This window comes from Muriicola marianensis, assembly GCF_014638095.1.
GTDB lineage: Bacteria > Bacteroidota > Bacteroidia > Flavobacteriales > Flavobacteriaceae > Muriicola > Muriicola marianensis.
The window spans coordinates 505271-529724 of the sequence record NZ_BMFH01000001.1 but is presented as its reverse complement, the minus strand read 5'-3'; the positions used below and the strand labels follow the sequence as shown (position 1 = coordinate 529724).

Sequence of the window (24454 nt, the reverse complement as noted above, 5' to 3'; positions counted from 1 at the left end):
TTCCTAATCGCATATTATTTACCTTGCGTCTGGCAATTGACAGCAAAGAAGAATATTTTGAGCGAAGGTGTTTCATCTTATAAGATCAGGATTTTTGACAAGTCGAAGTTATTATGGACTCTGATCCTATTAGATCTGTTCTTTATTACCGTTCATTGTTTTCATTATTACGGACTACTGGGCAACCCCATGTGGTCGGTCGAAATGGATGGGGGATATGCTGAATTCTATCAATATGGCAAGGAACTCTGTATTCTCTTGATCTTAGGAGGGCTATATCTTAAGAAAAGGCAATTCATCTTTATGGCATGGTCATTTCTGTTCCTGTATTTCTTGATGGATGATTCTTTGTCAATTCACGAAAATATAGGGGCGCACCTTGCCGATCTGCTGCAGTTGGACTCCCGATTGGGCCTTAGAAAGGAAGATATGGGAGAATTAATACTTTCCCTCATGGCTGCCCTTTTTTTCTTTTCAATCATCGGGATAGCTTACAAGAATGCTGATGGATCCGGGAAGTCATTCTCCGGAAAACTCTTGTTTTTAGTACTCATACTGGGATTCTTTGGCGTAGTGGTGGATATGTTCCATGTTATTCTGCCTTTTTGGAAAGGAAAAATGGGCGTGCTGGAGGACGGGGGAGAATTGCTGAGTATGAGCCTGATTTTTGCCTATGTGTTTCGGGTATACAGGGCAGTCGAAGGCCGGAGGTGACCTTAATCACCTTTCAAAAACGTACTGCCATACAAGCTCACACTGCTTTGCATCAAAGGCTCTTTGAGGATGCCTTTATCCTGATGAGATTGTAGCGCAAGTACAGTACACCGCTAAACGCGATCAGGAATTCAGTAACTTCATTAAAACGGATGATTGGCCTCATGATCCTGTAGTCCTTTTCGGACCAATCTACTACAATATCCAGTACAGAATGTGCTGCAATAATGATAAACCAGAGCAGTAAAAATTTAGGCACTGCCAGCTCTCTTAAGAATTTAGAAGTTCCGAAAAATATGCCGATAAGTCCGCCAACACCGTAGATTAAACGGAGGAGGTCATTGTTTTCCTGCATCATCTCGAGGTTGTGCAGGGTAGTTTCATTCTGTACATTCACTGCAGCCCAATTTTCAGGTGTCTGAAATTTAAAGAACCATTGGCCCCAGGCGATCTCTTCCATGGCCAACAAAACAAAAAAGAAGGCAAAAAGGCAGTAAAAGATGACTGCAGGTGTTGATATTGTTTTTCTGTGCCGGATAAAATTTACGATCCCGTAGAGCCCACCGAAAAAGAACAAAAGGAAAGTGCCAATTTCTACGGGATGATTTTCCTTTAACATCCAGAATCCGAAATCCCTGGTTACGGGAATCAGCAAAAGAAGAAATACGGCTCCCGAGATCCAAAGGGGAAGATAAAACACAACCTTTGCCTCTTTATCCGAAGTGTTGAACCTGATATCACGTTGAAAATTCTTCATGTGTTACTCTTTTTTCTCGTGGAGGTATCCGGAATTGGGAACCTATGCCGAAACCCCGAACAAGGTCTTGTATTTAAAGTTTTAAGGCATTGAATCATCTGCTTATCTTAAAATGGGATATTTAAAAGTAATATTATTTCCACTGTTCCGATACGGCCGTAGAAGATATTGTGTATTTTACTAATCCAAGGGTCGGACTTACTTATCAGCTTCGGATAAAACAGTAAATTACATCACCCTGGATCGCGAATTCGACGAATATAAAGTATGATAATTAACTACCTATTGTTGGTGCATCAGCTACCCGAACAGCTACTCCGACTCGTGGAAAGATTGAGCGCACCTGATGTTAATTTCATTATTCACGTAGATAAATCGACAGATAGTACTCCCTTTAAAGAAAAGCTTCAAACGAAAGAGAGAACTTATTTTGTGGGCGATCAAAACAGGATTGACGTATTCTGGGGAGATGTATCCGTGGTTGAGGCAACGATGGCCTTAATCAAAAAGTCTTTAGAAATTTCCGGCGATGCAGAAGGATATGGAATTTTAATGAGCGGACAGGATTATCCTATAAAGAGCAATAAATTCATTACTGATTTCTTTCGCAAAAATGCCGGGATACACTTCATTACCTCCCAGAAATTCCCAATAGAGACCTGGCGTAATGGGGGTTGGGACCGCATACAATGCTATAATTTCCATCCATATAAGGGATCGAAATCGCCCATCACGATACCTTCATTGCGGACTTCCGAATTTTGCAGGCTTGGGAATATCAAGCCTTTGTTGAAACTCTTGCTTTCACCGATCAGGGGAGAGTGTATCACTCTGTTTTCAAAGAGGAAATACTCGGAGGTTCATAGGGAGTTCTATGGGGGATCTCAATGGTGGGCATTGCCCTTCACTACTTTGAGAAAGATCCTCGACTTCGTAAACGAACATCCAGATGTTTTAAAATTTCATAGATATACCCAAGTACCGGATGAAATATTTGTTCATACAATCATAGCTGAATTTATCGACCCAAAGTGGGTGATGCCCAGTCTGACTCATGTGAGGTGGGAGGGTCAGAAAGTTCCGTCACCTGTCGTTTTTAAAATGAAAAATTTAGAGGAGCTTCTTGTTTCTAATTGTTTATTCGCCAGAAAATTTAATCAGGAGATCGATAATGAGGTATTAAATGTGTTAGATCAACAAGTATTATGAATATTGCAGTGTTACTGTCTCCTACATATTTGTATAAATCAGGTTTTACCGATCTTTTAAGATCGTTTAATACAGAATAAATTTGCCATTAAAGCTCAGTATCATTGTACCTGTTTATAATGGAGAGGCTCACCTTCCAAGATGCCTTACAAGTCTCCTGAATCAGGATGTAAATCCAGATCAATACGAGATTCTTATAATTAATGACGGTTCCACAGACCGCACCAAAATTACGGCAGAGGCCCTTGCGGAGAAGTACCCTCAAATTAGAATCGTCAATCAAACAAACAGAGGATTAGGTGCCTCCAGGAATATAGGCATCACCCTGGCCCAGGGGAAATACATTTATTTTATTGACGCAGACGATTATTTGGCCTATGGAAAAATGCGAGACATCCTTCGCCTGGCAGAGGAAAACGATCTCGATATGGTTGGTTTCAAAACACAGGTTACCAGGCAATTAGATTTATTTTCCTCGGAAACCCAGACGGAAGGAAGGACGAGTGCTGTTCTATCCGGAACTGAATTTTTTAATGCATATCCGTATCACAGATTTGAAGCCTGGTGGTATTTGATCAGGAAATCTCACATTTTGGACAACAATCTGAAATTCGAAGAGGGTAAATTCATGGAAGATGTGATATTTACCTTAAAGGCGATTTGGGCTTCAAAACGGATCGTTTTCCGGCCCGAGGATATTCATAGGTACGTACTTTTCCCAAAATCGATCATGAATAATACGGAATCAGAGCATTTGGAGAGAATACTGACAGATTATCGAAGTTTGATCGAGCGAATAAACAGTCTTTTAAAAGAATCCATCGCCCAAGACCACCCTGGTGAGGTCAGTGAGCATATACGTTATGTGCAAAGCGTGAATGTGTATTTTATGTTTTTTAAAATTATTCGCTCATCGGTCCCTATCTCCAGGATCAATGAACTTTTGTCCCATTTAAGGCAACTCGGGGTGTATCCCGTCGACAATCTTATTGGGGGGCAGTACCATCACCCTAAGATCAAACTATCCTTATTTCTCTTTAACAGGAAATGGTTATTTCTAGGAGCTTTAATCCCTATCCGACTCGGAGTGAGATACAAGGTTCTTAAACTTCCCTTTTAAATATTACAGCCGGCATTTGGCTATTGGTTTGATACAATCGCCGCCTGTGCCGCAGCCACACGAGCAATGGGCACCCTGAAGGGGGAACAACTCACGTAATTCATACCCATTTGGTGGCAGAACTCCACCGAGCTGGGTTCGCCTCCGTGCTCCCCGCAGATACCCACTTTCAGGTGAGGCTTGGTCTGTCGGCCTCGTTCTGTACCCATCTTCACGAGCTGACCCACACCTTCCCGGTCCAGGACTTCGAACGGATCCTCTTTCAGTATGCCTTTTTTCAGGTAGATAGGCAGGAATTTACCTGCATCGTCCCTGGAGTACCCGAAGGTCATCTGGGTAAGGTCATTGGTGCCAAAAGAGAAGAAATCGGCATGTTCTGCGATCTTATCGGCCAGCAAGGCAGCTCTGGGAATCTCGATCATAGTCCCTATGGAGTAATTTACCTTGTTCTTCCTTTTGGTAAAGATAGATTCTGCGGTTTCCCGTATCACTTTCTCTTGTTCAACGTATTCATTGACGGTACCCACCAGAGGGATCATGATCTCGGGATGGGTCTCTATCCCTTTTTCTTTCAGGTTAAGGGCCGCTTCAATAATGGCCCGGGCCTGCATCTCGGTAATTTCAGGGTAGGTATTCCCCAAACGGCAGCCTCTGTGGCCCAGCATAGGGTTAAACTCGTCCAGCTCTGCCACCTTACTTTTAACAGCGTCCAGGGAGATGTGCAATTCTTCTGCCAGTTCCTTTTGAGTGGCCAACTGGTGAGGTACGAATTCATGAAGAGGTGGATCCAGCAACCGGATGGTCACCGGAAGTCCCTGCATAGCCTCGAAAATGCCTTCAAAGTCGCTTCGCTGCATAGGCAAGAGTTCTTTAAGAGCGTGTTTTCGGCCTTTGACAGTGGTTGCCAGGATCATCTCCCGCATGGCTTTGATTCGGTCTACTTCAAAGAACATGTGTTCCGTCCTTGTCAAGCCGATGCCTTGCGCTCCAAAGTTCCTGGCGACAGAAGCATCTTTGGGCGTATCCGCATTCGTTCGAACTTTCATGGTCGCGAATTTATCGGCCAGGGTCATCAATTCCCCGAATTCTCCACTTAGTTCGGGTTCCCGGGTAGCGACCTTTCCTTCGATGATGTTTCCTGTAGATCCATTGAGGGAGATCCAGTCTCCGTCGTGGAAAACCTTTCCATCTACGGTCATGGTACGCGACTTGTAATTGATTTTCAGGGCACCGGCACCTGAGATACAGCATTTACCCATGCCTCGTGCCACCACAGCGGCATGTGAAGTCATCCCGCCCCTGGCGGTCAGGATCCCTTTGGCCAGGTGCATCCCTTCCAGGTCTTCCGGAGAGGTCTCTGTGCGTACCAAAATGGTATACTTGTATTTGCTGGCATCCTCCGCAAAGAAAACGATCTGCCCGGTCGCAGCCCCCGGGGAGGCTGGCAATCCATGCGCGATGATCTCTGCGTCTTTCAGGGCGTTTGGATCAAATATGGGGTGCAGCAACTCATCCAGTTTGTTAGGATCGATGCGCATCAAGGCCTCTTTTTCGTTCAGGACTTTTTCTTCTAAAAGGTCCATGGCGATCTTGACCATGGCGGCTCCGGTTCGTTTACCATTCCGGGTCTGTAATATCCAGAGTTTACCCTGCTGTATGGTGAACTCCATATCCTGCATATCGCGGTAATGGTCCTCAAGTGTTCTCTGATACCCGTCGAGTTCTGCAAAGATCTCAGGCATGAGTTCCTCCAGGGAAGGGTAGGAGGCAATCCGTTCCTCTTCGGTGATCTGGGCGAGCTCTGCCCAGCGTTCTGAGCCCAAACGGGTAATTTGCTGGGGAGTGCGTACTCCGGCTACCACGTCTTCTCCCTGCGCATTTATGAGATACTCCCCGTTGAAAACATTTTCCCCCGTTCCTGCGTCCCGGGTAAAGCAAACACCGGTACCGGAATCGGTCCCCATGTTGCCAAAGACCATAGCCTGCACGTTCACTGCCGTACCCCAGTCGGCCGGATACCCGTGAATCTTCCGGTAATACATGGCCCGGTTCCCATTCCAACTGTTAAATACGGCGATCACTGCCCCCCATAGCTGATCCCAGGGATCAGTGGGGAAGTTCTTTCCTGTTTTCTTTTTGACGGCATCCTTAAAATCGTATACCAGGTCCTGAAGGTCCTGTACGGTAAATTCGGTATCAAGCTTGATCTTCCTTTTTTCCTTCAGGTGTTCTATGATCTCCTCAAAGGGGTCTTCATCGTCCTTATTCTCGGGTTTCATCCCCATGACCACGCCCCCGTACATCTGTATGAACCTGCGGTAGGAATCCCAGGCAAAGCGTTCATTTTTGGTTTTGCGGATGACCCCCTCTATAGCAACGTCATTAAGTCCGAGATTCAGTACGGTATCCATCATTCCCGGCATGGAAACCCGGGCACCGGATCTTACAGAGAGCAACAAGGGGTTTTCATTGTCACCGAACTTCGTTTTCATGGTCTTCTCGATATCACGAATGGCCTCTTCCACCTCGTGTTTGATCAGCGGAATGACCTTGGATTTGCCCAGTTCATTGTATTCAGTACAGACTTCCGTGGTGATCGTGAAGCCCGGTGGGACAGGTATTCCTATCCTACTCATTTCAGCCAAATTGGCTCCTTTCCCCCCCAGGAGGTTTTTCATTTTGCTGTTCCCATCGGCCTTTTTGTCCCCGAATCGGTATACCCTTGTTTTCACTGTTGTGTCTGTTTCCATGGTTTAATTACTTAGCATCCCACGATGCATATTTTAGGGGTGAAATTACAGCTATGACCAGTGGATTTTTATGATAATTATCATGTTCACGGCCAATGTGACAAGGGTTACACAGCTCTATTATCAAACTAAAAACCCCGGATATATTCCGGGGTTTTGTTAAACGTGTGGGGTGAGTTGCCGGTTCCTGAGAACCAATATTTTATTCTTATTGTTTTATGATCTTAAAATTCTGATTCAGAGAAGCGCTTCTGATATGGACTACATAGATCCCACTTGCAAGTCCTGCAAGATTCAAATCCACATATCGCGTAGTTGAGATCTGGTACGACCGACCAGAAACCATGACTCCTTCAGGATTGTATACGTAGATGGACACTGAGGTATCCGTTCCGGGAATATAGACCTGGGTGGGTCCGCTGGTAGGGTTGGGGTGGGCTGTAACTCGAAGTGGGACAAATACTTTGGCCTCGAACCTGCCCTGACAGTCCCAGTCTGTGAAAACTTCTACATGATGTAAACCGCTTGGCAGGATCTTAGTGAATCGGTTAGATGTGGAGATCTCTTCCACGCCATTGATAAGAATGCGATAGTTATCGGCCCCACTAAGGTCCAATGAGAGTTCCCGGCTGTCTTTGTCTATGCTGTAGCTCACATCCAAAGGCGAACGCTCCTGTATGGTGATCTCAAAACATTCTTCATAATTAGGTTGGCTCATCACACCGATACAGACCTGGTAGGTGCCGGTAGTAAGTCCGCTCACCTGCAGGGTAGAAGAAAGGCTGGCATCGAATTGAATAGGTGTTCTACCCGATATCGTGATCACATAGGTGTATTGCGTATCCTGAACCCTGATCTCCACAGCCCCATCGCCCTCCAGGGTGCAGGATGGACTGGCTACTTCTATTTGATAGTTAGAGACCGGTAGGGTAAAGATTTCGCATCCCCGGGCATCTACCGCCACACCTGGTGCGGATGCCTGACACTCATCTTCTGTATTCAGTACTCCGTCCCCGTCCATATCGGGATCACAGCCGTCCCCAAGTCCGTCCCCATCGAGGTCTTCCTGTGCTGGATTAAAGCTATCCGGACAATTATCATCACTATCCGGGATCCCGTCCCCGTCACTGTCGTAAGGGGTAAATGTTACTGTGACTGTAGAGGTTGAATTTATACCATTGATTGTAAAAGAAAGGATCGCATCGCCGGCAACAGTTCCGCTTGTCAGGACGGCCGAGTAGGAACCATTACCTAAATCGGTTACAGTACTTACGGAACCAAGTGTAGTGAAGACTAACATAGCTTCACCGCCTGATGTAATAGGATTGTTATTACTGTCAAAGAGTTGGATGAGGATATCAGAAGTGCTGACACCGTCCGCCATGATGCTGGTCGGACTTGCCGAGATCGCGGCCATAGTCGGATCGGGAGCACCCGCAGTGAATTCCACAGATTCTGTAGCTGTAGCCTGGTCCCCATTAATGGTAAAAGATACTTCAGCATTTCCAGTTACTGTACCGCTGGTCAGTACGGCTGAGTAGGAGCCATCCCCCAGGTCGGTTACATCGCTTATGGCCCCTAAGGTAGAGGAGACTACTACGTTTTCACCTCCTGATAAGATGGGATTGTTGTTGCTGTCAAAGAGTTGTATCAGGATATTGGAGGTACTCGTACCATCAGCAGTGATACTGGTCGGGTTGGCTGTGATATTAGCTGTCATTGGATCGGGTATTCCCGCGATGAATTCCACTACTGCGGTGGCTGTGGCCATGTCCCCATTGATTGAAAAAGACACCTCGGCGTACCCTGCAACCGTTCCACTGGTCAGGACAGCCGAATAGGAACCATTGCCCAGGTCGGTCACATCGCTTACGGTCCCGAGGGTTGATGAGACCGCTATCGTTTCCCCTCCGGATGAGATGGGATTGTCGTTGCTGTCAAAGAGTTGTATCAGGATATTGGAGGTACTCGTTCCATCCGCCACGATGTTGGTCGGACTGGCAGAAATAGTGGCTGTCGAGGTATCGGGAGCACCTGCAGTAAATTCCACGGATGCTGTGGCTGTAGCCGTATCTCCGATGATGGTAAAGGAGAGTTCGGCATTACCCGTTACTGTACCGCTGGTCAGGACAGCCGAATAGGAACCATTGCCCAGATCGGTCACATCGCTTACGGTCCCGAGCGTTGATGAGACCGCTATCGTTTCCCCTCCGGATGAGATGGGGTTGTTGTTGCTGTCGAAGAGCTGAATCAGGATGTTTGAAGTACTTATTCCATCTGCCACGATGTTGGTCGGACTGACCGAAATGGTGGCTGTCGAGGGATCGGGAGCACCTGCAGTGAATTCCACGGTTGTTGTGGCCGTAGCCGCCTCTCCGTTGATGGTAAAGGAGAGTTCGGCATTACCCGTAGCTGTGCCGCTGGTTAGGACGGCTGAATAGGTGCCATCACCCAGGTCGGTCACCGCACTTATGCTTTCCAGGGTAGAGGTAACCACCACAGTTTCCCCTCCGGAAAGGATTGGATTGTTGTGGGTATCAAAAAGCTGGATCAAGATATTTGCAGTACTCATTCCATCCGCCACGATGCTGGTCGGACTAGCCGTAATGGTTGCAGTAGCTGGGTCAGGGGTACCCGCCGTGAATTCCACCTGGGCAGAGGCATTAGCTGTGTCGCCATTTATAGTGAATGATACTTCTGCAATTCCAGCGACGGTATCGCTCGTCAAAACAGCCGAATAGGATCCATCGCCCAAGTCGGTCACAGCGCTCACGGTCCCAAGGGTAGAAGAGACCACCACGGTTTCCCCTCCTGAGGTTATGGGATTGCTGTTGCTGTCAAATAGCTGTACCAAAATACTTGAGGTGCTAAGTCCGTCAGCCGGAACGCTTATTGGGGTTGCGGTAATTGTCGAAGTAACGGTATCAGGGGACCCTGCAGTGAATGTGGCGGATGCTGAGTTCATTCCCTTAAAACCATTGACGGTAAAGGTAAGAGTGGCAGTCCCTGTGGTAAGCGGACTCGTAAGGGTCGCCGTATAGGTGCCATCTCCGTTATCAGTAACCGGTGAGAGCGTCCCCAGAGAAGCTGTGACATCCACAACCGCTCCTCCTGTGGCCAGGGGAGTGTTGTTTTCATCGATAAGCTGGACAAGTACCAAAGCCGTGCTGCTTCCATCTGCCGGCAAAGTATCCGGAGTTACCGTGATAGTCGAGTTTATCGTATACAGTCCTTCGATTGCGCCCACCGAAGGAGGATCATTTCTAAGAGCCCCTTTAAAGTCAGTGGATATACCCGCTATGGTCTCACCCGCTTGAACACTTCCCGGGAAGTAATCAAAAGGATCGATACTGGTCTCCTCAACAAATTGAGGGTCTCCTTCCGAGCTGTTCGAGTCCTGTCCGGTGGACCCCTGCCAGTCGGCCAGGGTAGCCCGGTCTGTTCCGTTGAAATCCGCTAAAACGCCATCCGGGCTCGCTGCGTGATATCGGTTGTGGTCCAAAGTCATGGACATGTTGTTTCTCAAACGGATAGCGTAATGCTTGCCGCTTCCCCCGTTGTTGGTCCTGTAATTGGCAAAGATGTTGTTCTTTACCACGGAGTTGTAGTTGCTGTAAAGGCGGTAAAAGGCGTAGGAATTCAGGTTGCCGGTACTCCCGGACCCGTGGATGGAAACCGTATTGAAATAGTAATCGCTGCTCGCCCCGTTGGTATTATCAAAGATCCCATAAATATTGACGTTCTCTAATGGCGTTCCGTTCACGTCCTGCCCAAGACTGACAATATTATTTTTCACGGTATTTACGGGCGACTGGTAAGACCGCATATAGATCCCGGCGACGGCCCCCGTTCCACTGGTTGTAACCAGGCTGTGGACCATGTTATTCTCGATTATGGAATTTTTTTCTCCCAGGTATAGGCCGTAGGCGTTTTTGGTAGAAGATAAATTATAAACAGTGTTGCCTGAATACAGACTACCAGAAGGGTTGTATTGCGACCTTATCCCGGACAGGTCGTCCTCACCTTGCAGGTCGCGGATGGTATTGCCCGTAATGGTATAGGCATTAGAGGGGTTGTATTTGAACAGTTCGATCCCGTTAGAATCGTAGGTCGTGGAATACGATCTCAGGTTTTGTACCAGGTTTTGGTCAATGGTCACGTGTTCGTACCCCATATAGGCTACATAGATCCCGGAATAGCTGAATTGATTGGCTGTAGGGGTATCCCCAATTTCCACCGGTGCTCCCGGAAATCCTATGGTGTTTCCGCTAACGGTCACGGTGGATCCCTGGTACCCCTTGGTGCTGATACCGTTGAAATACCCAAGCGGACTGGCAGTAGTGGGGATGCTGATTCCTCCAATGGAATTCCCCGTAATATCCACATCGTACAGGTAGTTCAGGGAACTGCCGGGATTTCCAAGCATGATCCCCCGGATCCTCATATATCCCGTGGTGCTCAATGTTATAGCGTTCGGGTTGGTGGCAGAGCCAATGATATTGTTAGCGATAGAGGCGGTCCGGAGCGTCGTGTATGATGATCCGTAGGTACCTTCATAAAAAATAGGATAGATGTTGATATGTTCTGTACTGCCATTGACCGCAAAGCCGGATATGGTATTTCCATCAATGGTCGATGGGTCGGTACCATCTGAGGTCAGGAAGATAGGGTAAATGTCAACAGAAGAATTGGCTCCCGTGAAGTTGAGATCTGTGGTGCCGTTGGCACTTGCGTCAGCATATCCAATAATATTATTATTTACCTGATGTCCTGACCCGTCCCGTAGATAGATCCCATAATACAACCTGAAATTGGTATTAGTGAAAGATTTGGGAGTTGACTGGTAGATCCGGTTGTCCGTGATGGACCAATGTATAGCATATTGGGCATATACCGCGGCGGCCTGAGTTGAATTGGGATTTCCGTAGTCGAACAGATGATTGCCTGAGATTGTATTGTTGTCACTGTCCCCGTAATAGTAATAACCGGCATAAATGAGGTTGGTAGGGTAGTTGGATCCTGATGGTCCTATCTCGTTGTTGATTATCTGGTTGGAATTAGCCCATTGAAGTTGTATAACTCCGGAGCTTGAGGAAGTATTTGAACCCAAAACAGTACAGTTTTCTATAATATTATCCTGGGTGGCATTGTTGGTACTGGAGAAACGAATAGTGGGGGCACCCGTATTGTCGTTTCTAAAGGTTAGGGCATTGCCGGATGCTTTCAGTCCATCAATGGTCACATTATCTGCCCCGTTGAAGTGTATGAGTCCGCTGGACCCTAGATTCCCGGAAATGGTCCTGGTCGCACCTCCGGAGGGAGTGATTAGAATGCTTGAATAATTACTGGGCCCCGATCCGCTGTGGTCAAGCGTGGCCGTGCTTGTTTCGATGAGGTCTGATGTAATTTCAATGGTGATATCCCCTCGGTGGTTACCGTTGTTGATCTGGTCGAAGGCAGATTTCAGGGTAGGGTAGTTCCCACTTGCCGTTCCTGCTGTGGCGGTGACCTGTACCTGCGCAGATCCATAAACAGAGATAAAAAGGAATGCCAAAAGGCAGATCCGGTGTATTTTTATAAGCATGGTTAAGTTTGGTTTGGTCCGATCTTCTTCGCTTTGTCAGATTATACATCGACAAAACGTGAGAAATAATCGATAAAATACACGGTTAGAACGAAAAGAAGGTCGATTTATTACACCAAAACTACCTACTTCCCGATGCAGAAGTTGGCAAAAATATTTCCCAATAAATCGTCTGTAGTGATCTCCCCGGTGATCTCCCCTAGATGATATAGGGCCTGTCGGATATCCACGGCTAGCAGATCGCCTGAAAGACCGGCCTCCAGGCCTTCCTTTACCTTAGCGATCTCCTCGGTGGCCTTGACCAGGGCGTTGAAGTGACGGGAATTGGAGATGATGGTGTCTCCCGAGGCGAGGGCCCCGGTATTGACCAAACTCAGAAATTGGTCTTTCAGGGCGTCCAGACCCTTGTTTTCCTTTGCCGAGATCATCATGGCCTCAGGAAAACTTTTCTCAATTTCTGAATAGGATGGTTCATTGAGCGCATCCACCTTATTGATAACGAGCAATAATTCTTTTGAGGGATACTGTTCGCGAAGTCGGGTAAATTGTTGCTGGATTTCTTCTTTTCTGGAAGGGTAGGAGAGCAATTCTTCCGCATCGACCAAATAGATGACAAGTCGGGCTTTTCCAATTTTCTCATGGGTTTTTCGGATCCCAATAGACTCTACCACGTCCTCCGTATCCCTGATTCCTGCCGTATCTATGAAACGAAAGCCGATGCCCCCGATCACGAGTTCGTCTTCGATCGTGTCCCGGGTGGTTCCGGGGATAGGACTCACGATGGCCCTTTCCTCATTTAAAAGGGCGTTAAGAAGGGTCGATTTACCTACATTGGGTTCTCCCACGATGGCAATGGGGATTCCCGTTTTGATCACATTGCCAAGGGCAAAGGAATCGGTGAGGTTTTTAAAGACCGATTGGATCCGATCCAGTAAATCTGAGAACTGCTTCTTATCTGCAAACTCCACATCCTCTTCTGAGAAGTCGAGCTCCAGTTCTATTAGAGAAGCAAAATTGAGGAGTTCCTGCCTCAGTTTGGAAATTTCATCGCTGAATCCACCCCTCATCTGCTGCATAGCCAATTGGTGGGAAGCCGAATTTTCAGAAGCGATCAGATCGGCCACAGCCTCGGCCTGACTCAGATCGAGTTTGCCGTTCAGGAAAGCACGGAGAGTGAACTCACCTGCTTCTGCCATTCGGCATCCTTTTCTTAGGAACAACTGAATGATCTCCTGCTGAATATAGGGGGAACCGTGGCATGAGATTTCTGTCACGTTCTCACCGGTATAGGAATTGGGCCCCTTGAATACGGTGACCAGAGCCTGATCTATCGTCCGTTCTCCATCTTTAATATACCCCAGGTGTACTGTATGACTTGAAGCTTTTTCCAGGGATTTACCACTTATGGTCGTAAAGACTTCAGAGGTTCTCAAAATAGCCTCCGGGCCGGATACCCGAATCACGGCGATGGCTCCCATTCCCGGGGCCGTGGCTAGTGCTACTATGGTATCCTGTGTGATCACGGAGAAATTTTTGCAAAAATAGGGAAAAGGAGGGTTGTATCCGGAATATAAGAGATGTAACAAATTCAAAGAAAATCAGACATATAAAATATAATCATCAATTCAACAGTCATGGAAGTCATCAACACTACTACATTAAGGGAAGACCGGCAATTGCTGGTTGTGACCCACCTAACGCAGTTGTTATCCTATATCATTGGGTTTGGGGGACTCATCGTACCTCTCATTATATGGCTAACTTCAAAAGACAGAGTGGTGGGCATGGATGAGCACGGGAAGGCGATCATCAATTTTCAACTGAGCCTTATCCTGTATTTTATCCTGAGCATCCCCGCCATCCTGCTCCTGGGCCTTGGCATCCTCGGAATTATCGGCGTGATCATATTAGGTTTCGTGCTGCCCATCGTCAATGCGGTCAGGGCGAGCAATGGGGAAGGGCCTAGTTATTTCATGACGATTAGATTTATCTAGAAGTAGCATAGTTCGTTCGAAAACCATCAGGTGACTGATGGTTTTTCTTTATTATTGTGGTACCCAACCTGCAGAATTATTTCTTACAACGTATGGCTAATCAATGATCTTAACTACATAAAATATTTAAGCGCTAAAATAGCTCATGTTTGTATTTGTAATCCCCGTAAAAAGCTCAGTAGTTTCTAATGATTGGGCCCTGTTCTCCAAACTTTTGGAAAGAACACTGCGATCTGTGGTAGGACAGACCAATCCCAATTTCAAGGTAATTATTTCATGCCATGAGATTCCTACACTGGATTACAGTAGTGACAAACTCATATTTCATCAGGTGTCCTTTCCATCACCCGTTCTAGATGGATTATCTGCGGAGGAGAAAAACAGAACCCGCGAAGATGATAAGGCCCGAAAAATACTCGAAGGACTTTCAGTCGCAATGAAATTTGATCCGGAATATGTGATGGTACTGGACTCTGATGATTGTGTTCACAAAAATCTGGTAGAACGAACCTTGAATTCCGGACGGGACGTCCCCGGATGGTATATGAAACAGGGGTACATTTACCGGGAATCTGCTAATATTGCTTTTCAAAATCTGCAAAATTTCCATACCCTATGCGGGAGCAGTATTATTGTAAAACCCCGGTATCTCAAAGCCTTCATCAGTGAAGAACCATTGAAGTACTACCATCATGAGAAAATAAGGATTACGGATCAGGCAGACCTGCTTCCATTTCCTTATCCTGCGGTTGTATACAGTATAGGTAACGGGGAAAACCATTTGATGACCGTTCAACAAGCAAAAGCTTACAATGCCAAGTACAGAATGTTCAGCAAAGAATACTTTAAGAGCTTGATCAGGAAATTGCGTAAATATCGCCCCAGGTTGCTGACAAGATCCTTCCGAAAGAATTACGGTCTGTATAAAATAAACAGGACTTAGTATGATTCTTAGCGTGGTTATTCCCATATATAACTCGGCCAACTACCTGCCATACTGCATGGGTAGTTTGTCAGCGCAGAATTTATCAGACGAGGAGTGGGAAGTTATCCTGTTAAACGATGGATCTACTGATACCAGTGGTGAACTTTGCAAACAATATGAGCAGGCACATTCTTTTGTGAGTTATTACCAGCACCCCAACATGGGAGTGGGAGCAACAAGAAACAGAGGGCTAAGTCTGGCTAAAGGAGCCTATGTCTATTTCCTAGACCCCGATGATTATATTGCAGATGGAACTTTACGCATGCTGCTCCTGTTATTGCAGGAGAACCGTCCTGAAGTTTTAACGTTTTCTTCAAAGTCTGTTAAGGAATATGACCTGTCAGCTTCTCAAATTTCCGGGGAGCAGGTAAAAAACGAGGAGATAATCGATGGAGACACCTATATCTCCAAGTACAAATTCAAAAATGAGATTTGGTGGTATCTGGTACAAAAGGATTTCCTAATCAGGAATGATCTTCGATTTATTGAAGGGCGGTGGATGGAAGACGCCATTCTTACAGCGCAGATCCTTTTAAAGGCTAAGCGAATTTTAAAAACGAATTTAGATGTTCACCGCCATGTGAGGGTTCCCTTTTCAGCGATGACCAACAGAGAAACAAAGCACTACCTCAAGGTCATTCATGATAATGTCCATGCGGTTTCGGTCTATCACACAGAAATTCTGGGAAATCTCGCCAGGTCATGTTCTGCAGAAACCATTGAAAGATTAAAAATCAGACAGGAGTCTCTTTCATTCTTTTTAATTATCCGGGCCCTCAGATCTAAAATGAGCTATGACGAGATTATTTCTATTTTGAACCGATTAAAAGCGTATGATGCCTACCCCTTGCGTAATTTTATCAGTGAAGATTACCCCGCTTTGAGTTATAAAATCCTTGTTCCTGTAATCAATAATAAATATCTTTTACGTCTAGTATTTTATGGATATCGAAGCCTGTCCATGAGATTCAATTTCTGACCAGAAAAAATACTGTGCCAACCAAAACTAATATATTAATTACTTCTGCCGGGAGACGTGTGACCCTTATCAAGGCATTTGAGCTCGAATTAAAGGCATTGATACCCGGCTCCAAGGTTTTCGCTACCGATTCTAATCCAGGGCTCTCTGCCGGATCCATGATGGCGAATGATTTTTTTCAAACGCCACGAATTACGGAAAAAAACTTTATTCCCTATTTAATCAACCTTTGTGAAGAACATGAGATTGGATTATTGATCCCAACGCTGGATCCTGAATTACTGGTTTTATCTAGGCATATACAAGTGTTTCAACAAGCGGGTATTCACATTCTTATTTCGGATCAGAAACTCATTGAGATATTTGACAGTAAGATCGTAACTACGAATTTCTTTGATGAGATGGGTATCGATGCGCCAAAGATCTATACCAAGGACGCGTATCAGTTTCCTTTGTATGTAAAACCCATAGATGGAAGCGCGTCTAAGGATAACTATGTAGTGAAGGAGCCGGCCTTTCTTTGTGAACATTTTTTAAAGGACACCCGACTCGCATTCTTCGAATATATTTCCCCTCAAGACTATGAAGAATATACCTGTGACCTTTATTATTCACGGGAAGGCGAACTGAAATGTGTGGTTCCAAGGATCAGGCTGGAAGTACGGAGCGGGGAAAGCAGTAAGGGTGTGACCAGAAAAAATCATCTAATCCAATTCGTGAAAGATAAATTATCTCACATCCCCGGAGCGAGGGGTTGCCTGACGGCACAATTTTTCGCGCATAAAAGTTCAGACACCGATATTAAAGGGGTAGAGATCAACGCAAGATTCGGCGGAGGATATCCCTTATCGTATTTTGCAGGGGCAAACTATCCTAAATGGGCCATACAGGAATACATTCTCAATCAGGAGATCGAGTATTTTGAAGATTGGGAGGAAAATCTGCTGATGCTGAGGTATGACAGTGAGTTGCTGATTCATGAATTCAAATAGGACTATTGTCGTTTTTGATCTGGATGATACGCTTTATCCGGAGGTCGAATTTTTATATTCTGCATTTATGGAGATCGCACGTAAACTTGCTGCTGAAAATGACCTGGATTTTACCGCCATCTATTTGCATATGATGGGAAGGTACGAGAAGGGTGCGGAGGTTTTTCAGGATACTATAGAGCATTTCCAATTGAAAAGGGGAGTCCAGGATCTTCTGACATGGTATAGAGAACACTTGCCAGACATTTCACTTACCTCACATGCCAGTTACGTTCTGAAATTCATTAAGAATCACGCTTATAAAATAGGTCTGATTACAGATGGGAGATCTCTTCAGCAACGAAATAAAATAAAGTCACTGGGTCTGGATAATTTTTTCGACGAGATAATCATTTCTGAGGAATTCGGCTCTGAAAAACCGGAGAAAGGAAATTTTTTACACTTTACAGAACTATACGGAGACGGTGATTACTGGTACATTGGTGACAATACGAGCAAGGACTTCATTGCCCCCAATCTACTGGGATGGGGTACCATCTGTCTGGTCGGAGATGAAAGAAATATACACCCTCAGAATTTTGACAAAGACAGAATGGAATCACCGAAATACTTTGTGACGAGTTTAAAGGACGTTCTCGATATAATTAAATTTCCTTCTGCCTCAGGGCATAAGTCCTAGAAATGTTGAAGAGATAACTGGTCCAGAACGCAATTCCCATGAATTTAAATCCGTCTTCGACAAAATGCCGGGCCGGATGCCACCTTCCCTGAAATTGTTGATCGACAAATATGGAAAATGCAAAACAAGTGATGGCCAGGATTAATAAGATGTATTTTGACTTCAGGTGAAGGGATCTGAATCTAAACAGGTAAATACCCATCAAGGCCAGGTATAACAGGTATAGATAATCCTCCTTAATCTGAAAAAACTGCGGCAAAATGATATCGTGAAGCATAAATAAATCATCAGTCAGAACCAATAAGGTAAAGAGACAGGAGTATAAAAGAAAGTGCCGGTTAGTCACCTCATTTATGTCATAAAAAACGACATAGCTGAAAAAGCTGATACCTGCTCCAACACTCCATAGGATGGCCCCGATATTAGATAGCATGCCGATATGAGGCAACAGATCTGTATCGATGACTGCCAGGGGATCCCGAGACATCACATTGAAGGGGACGTCAAAGAAGACAGTAATAGAGCCACAAAGCAGTAATAGGACTATACCACAGATTACTATAAAATACTCTCCTCGTAATGCGTTTATGGAATACTCCTTTCTAAGATCGGGAAACCTCATAATCAATTATTCAACATCTCTGGCAGGATAATGTACCATTCTATGTAGGCGGTACACAGGAGTTAGGATTACCACACGGTTTGAGAGGCTGATTTCCACGTATACCCATTCGATGGGTAGATTCACATCATTACAACCAAGAATTTGAAGCTGATCCTATTCGGTATTTCAACCTCCATAATTTCAAAGGGTAAGACTTTCTCATACTCCTCTTTCAATATCAAAGTTGCTAAAATAGATTAGAAAACAAAAATCTCAGAAATATTTTTTGACCATTCCTTGTGTCAATTAAACCCTAAGCAAAAAATCCAATCTTTAAAGATTGGATTTTTTATCAATTGTAATTCTAAAGTAATGTCACATCACCAACCCCTGGCAAAACTCTCCCCCATTGAGGCTTGCACCCCCTTCTACAGTAAAGTCGCTATAGGTATATCCCAGTATGTTCGGTTCGGTACAACTGGTATCAATGACGGCATTTTGTTTGCCATCCACTGAAAGATGAATCTCGGCACCCATCGTACCGTCCTTTTCAAAACCGTGGAGGGTAAACATGTCTCCAGGACGAAGTTGTTCCTTGTAAAGTACTTTGTTTCCTGTTACACCCCTGACGCTAATCACGGCATCCCTGGCTCCATTGTACCGCAGGTCGAGTCGGGTGACATTTCCGCTGCAATTGCAATCATTAAATCCATTATCTACATCCGAGTCATTTTCAGGACATTCTCCCAAGGAGTCTCCGTGGTTTAAATGTGCGCGAATGGCATTTTCGGGCAGATGGAGGGTGATGAATTTCCAGTCGTTACCGATGTTTAGCTTATGACATATAGAAATTAATTCCTTTTCGTCCTTTGGGTTCTTTTTATCGGTTCTGGAATAGACGGCGTTGAGGTCATCCCCGCTTTGGTCCAATTCATCGACCTGACAGGAAAGCACTAATAACAATCCCAACAGGCTAAGGGTTACTTTTTTCATCATTTAGGTAGATTTGGGCTAAGAGTCAATATAGACTCATAGGAAACGCTCGGGAATATTCAATTAGTCCTGATCCTCGATAAAAGGCGGATAAATGGGATAAAATGTATAGATAGGGGTGAGCCCGCTTAATTGGGTTCAATTAGTTTAAAGGATAGAACGTTATCCTAATTATTCAACATCACCGGCATCACCAGCATGGTCACATGCTCCCCTTCATCCAGGCCATCGACCGGGGTAAGAATCCCGGCGCGGTTGGGCAGGCTGAGTTCCAGGGACACTTCCTCCGAAGAAAGGTTACCCAACATTTCCACGAGAAAACGGGAGTTAAAACCGATCTGCATATCATCGCCCTGGTAAGAACAGGTGAGACGCTCTTCGGCTTTGTTGCTGTAGTCGATATCCTCGGCAGAGATATTGAGCTCGGCACCTGCGATCCTGAGGCGGATCTGGTGGGTGGTCCTGTTTGAGAAAATGGATACACGGCGTACAGAACTCAGGAAATGGTTCCTGGATATAATGAGTTTATTCGGATTCTCTTTCGGGATGACCGCTTCGTAATTAGGGTACTTCCCATCTATCAGTCTGCAAATAAGTTCTACATTGTCAAAACTGAACTTGGCATTGCTGTCGTTGTATTCGATCTTCACTTCTTCCTCGCTTCCTGCCAGGATACCCTTTAACAGGTTAAGGGGTTTCTTAGGCATGATAAATTCTGCTACCTCCGAAGCTTTGACATCCGTTCGTTTGTACTTGACCAGCTTATGCGCATCGGTGGCGACGAAGGTTAGGTTCTCAGAGGAAAACTGGAAGAATACTCCACTCATCACCGGTCTGAGATCATCATTGCCGGCTGCAAATATGGTCTTTGTAATTGCCGTGGCCAGAATATCACCCATTACAGTTGTGGAACTGGGATTACCGAGCTCCACAGCCTTCGGAAATTCGGCACCATCTGCATAAGCCAGGGCGTATTTCCCGTAACTTGAGCTGATCTCTACCGTGTTGTTGTCTTCCACCACAAAGGTCAGGGGTTGTTCGGGAAAGGTCTTAAGCGTATCCAACAGCAACCGGGCTGGGACTGCTATCACGCCCTCATTATCTGATTCTACTTCGAGTTCAGCACTCATGGTGGTTTCCAGATCGGAGGCTGATACAGTGAGCTGTTTCTTTTTTAAATCAAAAAGGAAATTGTCAAGGATGGGCAGGGTGTTACTGCTGTTGATGACCCCGCCTAACACCTGCAATTGCTTTAAAAGATATGTACTTGAAACGATGAATTTCACAAGTCTTTTGTTTAGTTCGTTAATTGAGTCGGATTTCGTCTTCTCATTTCCTAGGGAATGACCTTCCGAAGATGACATTCATAAAAGGCCGGGAATAGCTGAAAACGACCCGATGTTGGATTCAAACAAATATATTCCAATTGCGCTTTTCCTTAAAACTTACTTATTAACACCTAACGGCCAAAGCGCCGCTTTCTCCTGAAGAGGAAAAGGGAGGATATGCTTGCAACAAATATCAGCGGAACTCCAATGTTTATAAGCTGCCATCGGGTTTTTTGAGCTGAGATCTTTTCTGGATCCAGCACGGGGACAGCTACCTTTCGATTTCGAATGTTTATAAGTCCGGTATCATCCAGGAGGTAATTCACGCAATTCATGAGGAATTCCTTGTTTCCGAAGAAATTGTTCGTCCACTTATCATACCCCAGTTCCAACGGCCTTCCATTCCTCAGTTGGTTGGCTATCAGGTCCCCGTCTGAAATGACAATCATTTTATTTTCACCCCCCTGCTCCCTCTCTCCATTCAGATCCACTGGTTTGATCCTGTTGCGGTAGGCCGATTGAAAATCGCCTTCAATAAGCACGGCAAGGGGATAATTTCCTTCGATATAAGAGTCCCTGTCCGGGGCTGAATTTAGGATGTCGAAACTGATGGTCCTCGGGGCCATAGCTTTTTTGGACAAGGGTGAGCTGCGGACCAGGATGGTCTTTTTATTGTCGTTTTCCAGTGTATCTATGGTGCTCGCAAACTGGAATCGCAGGGCCTCCATATTAACATTGACAGGATGGTTGTTTTGTGAAAACACCATAGGGTAATACACCCAGGGCAGGGGGTTGTACTCCGAAGCATTTCCCTCACCGCTGGCCAGGACGATCTGGGCGCAATATAAATCATCCACGAGATCCGGGTTCAAGCGTACCCCGTATCTGAAGAAGAAATCATTCAGGTTCAGGTCGCGTGGCAAAGCAAGTGCCCGGCCCTCTTCGTTGAACAGGCTGTCGAGTTCCATAGCCACCGGGTCTATCAGCCAAAGTGATCGACCCCCGTTGACCACGAACTGGTCCATAATGTATTTTTCCGTCTCTGTAAAAGGCTGGGTAGGTTTGGCGATGAGCGCCAGGTCGTATGAATTAAGTTGATCCAGGACCTTCTGGGGATTTGTTTCCACTGAATCGAGGGTGATGGCCCCGATGTTGTAATACTCCCTGATAGAAGTGAGGAAATCGGCCAGGTAGAGATCTTCGAGTTCCCCGTTCCCCTTGATCACGGCCACTCTCTTTTTTTCTGTGACCACTAGTTTGCTCAAAGCATCGGCAAAGGCATACTCCAGGTTTTGAATTGAATTATTGATGCGGTCCGCCGTATTGGCACCCAGTTTATTTTTGAGAAGGGGCACCTTCACCGTTTGGTCTTTGTAGGTCACCATGGCCCAGGGGAAGACGAGTTCCTGGGAAACCCGCCCTTCTTCTTCCGTGGTCACATTGGCTGGGGTCAGGCCGATACGTTGGAGTTGCGCGATGGTGGCCTCTGCCTGAGCTGGATCCTCAAGAGGATCTTCGAATCCGTATTTGATTTTATCATTCCTGTTATAGAGATTTTCCAAGAGTTGTTCCGTCTCCAGTTTCAGGCGTTGGAATTCCGGGGGAAGGTCACCGTCGAGCAGGACATCGACGATCACCGGGGAATCGATTTTTTCCAGGATATCATTGCTGGCTTCACTCAGGGTGAATCGATTGTCTTCGGTAAGGTCGATTCGCAGGTAGAAGAAACCAGACAGAAGATTGATCGCAATCAGTATCCCGATCCCTAGTCCTAAATGTTTTAAACTCCGTTTCTTCACCCTATGCGCGTCGATTTAATTGAATCACAGTCAGAAAGCCAAAAAAGAACGAAATAGACAGTAAATACACTACATCCCGGGTGTCTAATATCCCTCTTCCCATTCGTTCGTAATGGGCCATGGCCCCCAAATTCTCTAAAAAGAGAGCGATTATACCGTCAGAGAATAATCCCGAAATAGCTTCAAATCCCAGATACATAAAGAGGCAAATGATCACAGCAAACAGAAAAGCCACAATCTGATTCTCGGTCAGGGAGGAAGAAAATACCCCTATGCTCGTATAAGCGAGCAGGAGTAAGATCATCCCTGAATATGCCCCGAACACCAGACCCAGATCAAAATTTCCGGCCTCTGTGCCCAGTGCGGATATGCACCACACATAGACCAGGGTAGGGATCAGGGCAATGATCCCGAGTGTGATCACCCCCAGGAGTTTACCCAGAACGAGTTTCCAGGCGGGAAGGGGTTTCATCAGCAAGAGTTCAAGGGTACCCAGTTTTCTCTCCTCGGAAAAACTTTTCATCGTCAGGGCCGGTATCAGGATGAGAAATACAAACGGAGCTACCATAAAAAAGGCCGACAGGTCCGAAAAACCATAGTCGAATACATTAAAAGAACCCTGGAAAACCCAAAGCACCAGGCCATTTATCAGCAGAAAAAGAACCAGGGCCAAGGGCCCGGTGGCTGAAGCGAAAAATGATGTTATCTCCCTTTTTAAGATCGAGAGCATAGGACTACGTTTTACTTGTGAACATGTTGAACGCTCCAGGCTTCGGCTTTTTGCCGGAACAGTTTTTTGGTATTAGCCCAAACCACTTTAAAAAAATCAGAATTGCGATAGGCCTCCAGGTCCTCCTCGGTTTCCCACTTGCTGTATGTAAAGAAAGTCGAAGGATCAGCAGTATCCTGATACAACTCGAGGAGTACACAACCATCAAAATTTCTGATCACATCTCGGGTTTCCCCGAAAATGCGCTCAAAACTACTAATATTTTCTTTTTTGAAATGGAGCTTAACGATGCGTGTGATCATTCAAAGGAAATTAATGGTTACCGTATCCCTGTAATCCAGGCCGAGCAGGGAGGAAGCACTTCCTACCGTATTTGGGTCGCTTTTGTAAATGGCCAATTCTATGTAATTAGCCGAGTTGAATAGGGCCAGCAAATCACCGGGGCCTTTCCGCTGATTCCTGTCCAGGTTGAAGTCGATGATGTCGCTGTAGTTATTCTCGATCCTTGTCAGTTTTTTGTTCCTCGCCAGTAGTTCGAAGTTCCTGCCTTTGCGATAAGCTTCAAAAAGGCTTTTCTGAATATTGGTCACAACATTGCCGTAATTGTCGATATAGATGACGGACCCCGCAATGGTGTTCCCGTCATTAGTGATGCGAGGTGCAAATTCCTTGAGCTCCTTCAGATCATCGAACTTCTTTCCGACCACTTCCAGGGTTCCACCTCTGGCGATGTGGCAAGCGACTTTCACGAAGATCTCCAGAACCGGAAAGGCTCCGGGCTGGGGATTAGGAATCTTGAGTTCCACAATCTTGTCGGGTTTGATCTCCGAAGTGATCAGGCTGCTGACACCATTATTGGCAAGGATAAAATAATGCCCGTCTACATAGACGGCCAGGTGCTGGTTCTCCTCCGTGCACTCGGCATCTACCCCTACTATATGGATAGTTCCCTTGGGGAAGGCCTTGTAGGAATTCTTAAGGATATAAGCACATTCCTGGATATTAAAAGGACTTATGGCGTGGGAAATATCAACAATTTTCGCGTCTTCAAGCTCGGAGTAAATGGTCCCTTTTATGGCGCCTACAAAATGGTCTTTATAGCCAAAATCAGTAGTTAAGGTAATGATCGCCATGCAGCAATGTTGATATTTTTTTGGGTGTCCAAACTCATTTATACGTAAGTTTGTACGTCAAAATTAATCAAAAAATCAGGGTGGCGAAATTTATATACGCTCAT

General features: G+C 45.7%; 19 protein-coding genes. 8 read left to right on the top strand and 11 right to left on the bottom strand.

Annotation, left to right across the window (positions count from 1 at the left end; genetic code table 11):
• Window positions 1-57 precede the first annotated feature (57 nt).
• Entirely contained in the window at window positions 58-714 is a 657-nt protein-coding gene (locus tag IEV19_RS02510) for a DUF8692 domain-containing protein (protein WP_188369127.1), read from the top strand.
• Window positions 715-766: 52 nt separating this feature from the next.
• Here IEV19_RS02510 and IEV19_RS02505 read toward each other — a convergent pair whose 3' ends face one another.
• Window positions 767-1471: a hypothetical protein gene (locus IEV19_RS02505; RefSeq protein WP_188369126.1), complete on the bottom strand. Its 705-nt coding sequence runs from the start codon at window positions 1469-1471 to the stop codon at window positions 767-769.
• Between the two features lie 267 nt (window positions 1472-1738).
• Here IEV19_RS02505 and IEV19_RS02500 point away from each other — a divergent pair, with 267 nt between their 5' ends.
• Together IEV19_RS02500 and IEV19_RS02495 are read left to right on the top strand one after the other, a co-directional pair.
• Complete coding sequence (locus IEV19_RS02500) at window positions 1739-2680, top strand: beta-1,6-N-acetylglucosaminyltransferase (protein WP_188369125.1); 942 nt, start codon at window positions 1739-1741, stop codon at window positions 2678-2680.
• 82 nt (window positions 2681-2762) lie between these two features.
• A complete protein-coding gene (locus tag IEV19_RS02495) occupies window positions 2763-3800 on the top strand; it encodes a glycosyltransferase (RefSeq protein ID WP_188369124.1) in 1038 nt (345 codons plus the stop codon).
• 20 nt (window positions 3801-3820) lie between these two features.
• On the opposite strand, the gene ppdK is transcribed toward IEV19_RS02495, so the two are convergent.
• The 3 genes from ppdK to mnmE form a co-directional block, all read right to left on the bottom strand.
• Window positions 3821-6550, bottom strand: a complete 2730-nt coding sequence (gene ppdK / locus IEV19_RS02490; RefSeq protein ID WP_188369123.1) for a pyruvate, phosphate dikinase — start codon at window positions 6548-6550, stop codon at window positions 3821-3823.
• Between the two features lie 208 nt (window positions 6551-6758).
• Window positions 6759-12134, bottom strand: a complete 5376-nt coding sequence (locus IEV19_RS02485; RefSeq protein ID WP_188369122.1) for an invasin domain 3-containing protein — start codon at window positions 12132-12134, stop codon at window positions 6759-6761.
• Window positions 12135-12259: 125 nt separating this feature from the next.
• Window positions 12260-13657, bottom strand: coding sequence for a tRNA uridine-5-carboxymethylaminomethyl(34) synthesis GTPase MnmE (gene mnmE, locus IEV19_RS02480; RefSeq protein WP_188369121.1), 1398 nt, complete (start codon window positions 13655-13657; stop codon window positions 12260-12262).
• A gap of 111 nt (window positions 13658-13768) precedes the next feature.
• Between mnmE and IEV19_RS02475 the strand changes: the two genes are divergently transcribed.
• The 5 genes from IEV19_RS02475 to IEV19_RS02455 all read left to right on the top strand — a co-directional run bounded on the left by IEV19_RS02475 (window position 13769) and on the right by IEV19_RS02455 (window position 17763).
• A complete protein-coding gene (locus IEV19_RS02475) occupies window positions 13769-14128 on the top strand; it encodes a DUF4870 domain-containing protein (RefSeq protein WP_188369120.1) in 360 nt (119 codons plus the stop codon).
• A gap of 145 nt (window positions 14129-14273) precedes the next feature.
• A complete protein-coding gene (locus IEV19_RS02470; RefSeq protein WP_188369119.1) occupies window positions 14274-15071 on the top strand; it encodes a glycosyltransferase family A protein in 798 nt (265 codons plus the stop codon).
• 1 nt (window position 15072) lies between these two features.
• Window positions 15073-16092 carry a glycosyltransferase gene (locus IEV19_RS02465; protein WP_188369118.1) on the top strand — a complete coding sequence of 340 codons (1020 nt, stop codon included), beginning with the start codon at window positions 15073-15075 and terminating at the stop codon, window positions 16090-16092.
• Window positions 16093-16106: 14 nt separating this feature from the next.
• Window positions 16107-17084, top strand: a complete 978-nt coding sequence (locus tag IEV19_RS02460; protein WP_188369117.1) for an ATP-grasp domain-containing protein — start codon at window positions 16107-16109, stop codon at window positions 17082-17084.
• Window positions 17071-17763 (top strand): HAD family hydrolase, encoded by a 693-nt coding sequence (locus tag IEV19_RS02455; RefSeq protein WP_188369116.1) that lies wholly within the window; start codon window positions 17071-17073, stop codon window positions 17761-17763. The genes IEV19_RS02460 and IEV19_RS02455 overlap by 14 nt, the downstream gene beginning before the upstream one ends.
• Here the strand turns inward: IEV19_RS02455 and IEV19_RS02450 are convergent.
• The 7 genes from IEV19_RS02450 to IEV19_RS02420 form a co-directional block, all read right to left on the bottom strand.
• On the bottom strand, window positions 17729-18385 hold the full coding sequence (locus IEV19_RS02450; RefSeq protein WP_188369115.1) for a DUF8692 domain-containing protein: 657 nt from the start codon (window positions 18383-18385) through the stop codon (window positions 17729-17731). The genes IEV19_RS02455 and IEV19_RS02450 overlap by 35 nt on opposite strands.
• A 357-nt stretch (window positions 18386-18742) precedes the next feature.
• Window positions 18743-19363, bottom strand: a complete 621-nt coding sequence (locus IEV19_RS02445) for a hypothetical protein (RefSeq protein ID WP_188369114.1) — start codon at window positions 19361-19363, stop codon at window positions 18743-18745.
• Window positions 19364-19527: 164 nt separating this feature from the next.
• Window positions 19528-20646: a DNA polymerase III subunit beta gene (gene dnaN / locus IEV19_RS02440; RefSeq protein WP_188369113.1), complete on the bottom strand. Its 1119-nt coding sequence runs from the start codon at window positions 20644-20646 to the stop codon at window positions 19528-19530.
• A 173-nt stretch (window positions 20647-20819) separates the two neighbouring features.
• Entirely contained in the window at window positions 20820-22487 is a 1668-nt protein-coding gene (gene gldG / locus IEV19_RS02435; protein WP_188369112.1) for a gliding motility-associated ABC transporter substrate-binding protein GldG, read from the bottom strand.
• A 1-nt stretch (window position 22488) separates the two neighbouring features.
• Window positions 22489-23217: a gliding motility-associated ABC transporter permease subunit GldF gene (gene gldF / locus IEV19_RS02430; RefSeq protein ID WP_188369111.1), complete on the bottom strand. Its 729-nt coding sequence runs from the start codon at window positions 23215-23217 to the stop codon at window positions 22489-22491.
• 11 nt (window positions 23218-23228) lie between these two features.
• The gene (locus tag IEV19_RS02425) at window positions 23229-23519 is read right to left on the bottom strand and encodes a putative quinol monooxygenase (protein ID WP_188369110.1); all 291 of its coding nucleotides are present in this window, start codon (window positions 23517-23519) and stop codon (window positions 23229-23231) included.
• Window positions 23520-24350, bottom strand: a complete 831-nt coding sequence (locus IEV19_RS02420; RefSeq protein ID WP_188369109.1) for an SAM hydrolase/SAM-dependent halogenase family protein — start codon at window positions 24348-24350, stop codon at window positions 23520-23522.
• Between the last annotated feature and the right edge of the window lie 104 nt (window positions 24351-24454).

Coding starts and splice junctions, on each gene's coding strand:
- IEV19_RS02505 (WP_188369126.1), bottom strand. CDS start 1,471: ATGAAGAATTTTCAACGTGATATCAGGTTCAACACTTCGGATAAAGAG.
- IEV19_RS02500 (WP_188369125.1), top strand. CDS start 1,739: ATGATAATTAACTACCTATTGTTGGTGCATCAGCTACCCGAACAGCTA.
- ppdK (WP_188369123.1), bottom strand. CDS start 6,550: ATGGAAACAGACACAACAGTGAAAACAAGGGTATACCGATTCGGGGAC.
- IEV19_RS02485 (WP_188369122.1), bottom strand. CDS start 12,134: ATGCTTATAAAAATACACCGGATCTGCCTTTTGGCATTCCTTTTTATC.
- IEV19_RS02475 (WP_188369120.1), top strand. CDS start 13,769: ATGGAAGTCATCAACACTACTACATTAAGGGAAGACCGGCAATTGCTG.
- IEV19_RS02470 (WP_188369119.1), top strand. CDS start 14,274: ATGTTTGTATTTGTAATCCCCGTAAAAAGCTCAGTAGTTTCTAATGAT.
- IEV19_RS02465 (WP_188369118.1), top strand. CDS start 15,073: ATGATTCTTAGCGTGGTTATTCCCATATATAACTCGGCCAACTACCTG.
- IEV19_RS02455 (WP_188369116.1), top strand. CDS start 17,071: ATGAATTCAAATAGGACTATTGTCGTTTTTGATCTGGATGATACGCTT.
- IEV19_RS02450 (WP_188369115.1), bottom strand. CDS start 18,385: ATGAGGTTTCCCGATCTTAGAAAGGAGTATTCCATAAACGCATTACGA.
- IEV19_RS02445 (WP_188369114.1), bottom strand. CDS start 19,363: ATGATGAAAAAAGTAACCCTTAGCCTGTTGGGATTGTTATTAGTGCTT.
- gldF (WP_188369111.1), bottom strand. CDS start 23,217: ATGCTCTCGATCTTAAAAAGGGAGATAACATCATTTTTCGCTTCAGCC.
- IEV19_RS02425 (WP_188369110.1), bottom strand. CDS start 23,519: ATGATCACACGCATCGTTAAGCTCCATTTCAAAAAAGAAAATATTAGT.
- IEV19_RS02420 (WP_188369109.1), bottom strand. CDS start 24,350: ATGGCGATCATTACCTTAACTACTGATTTTGGCTATAAAGACCATTTT.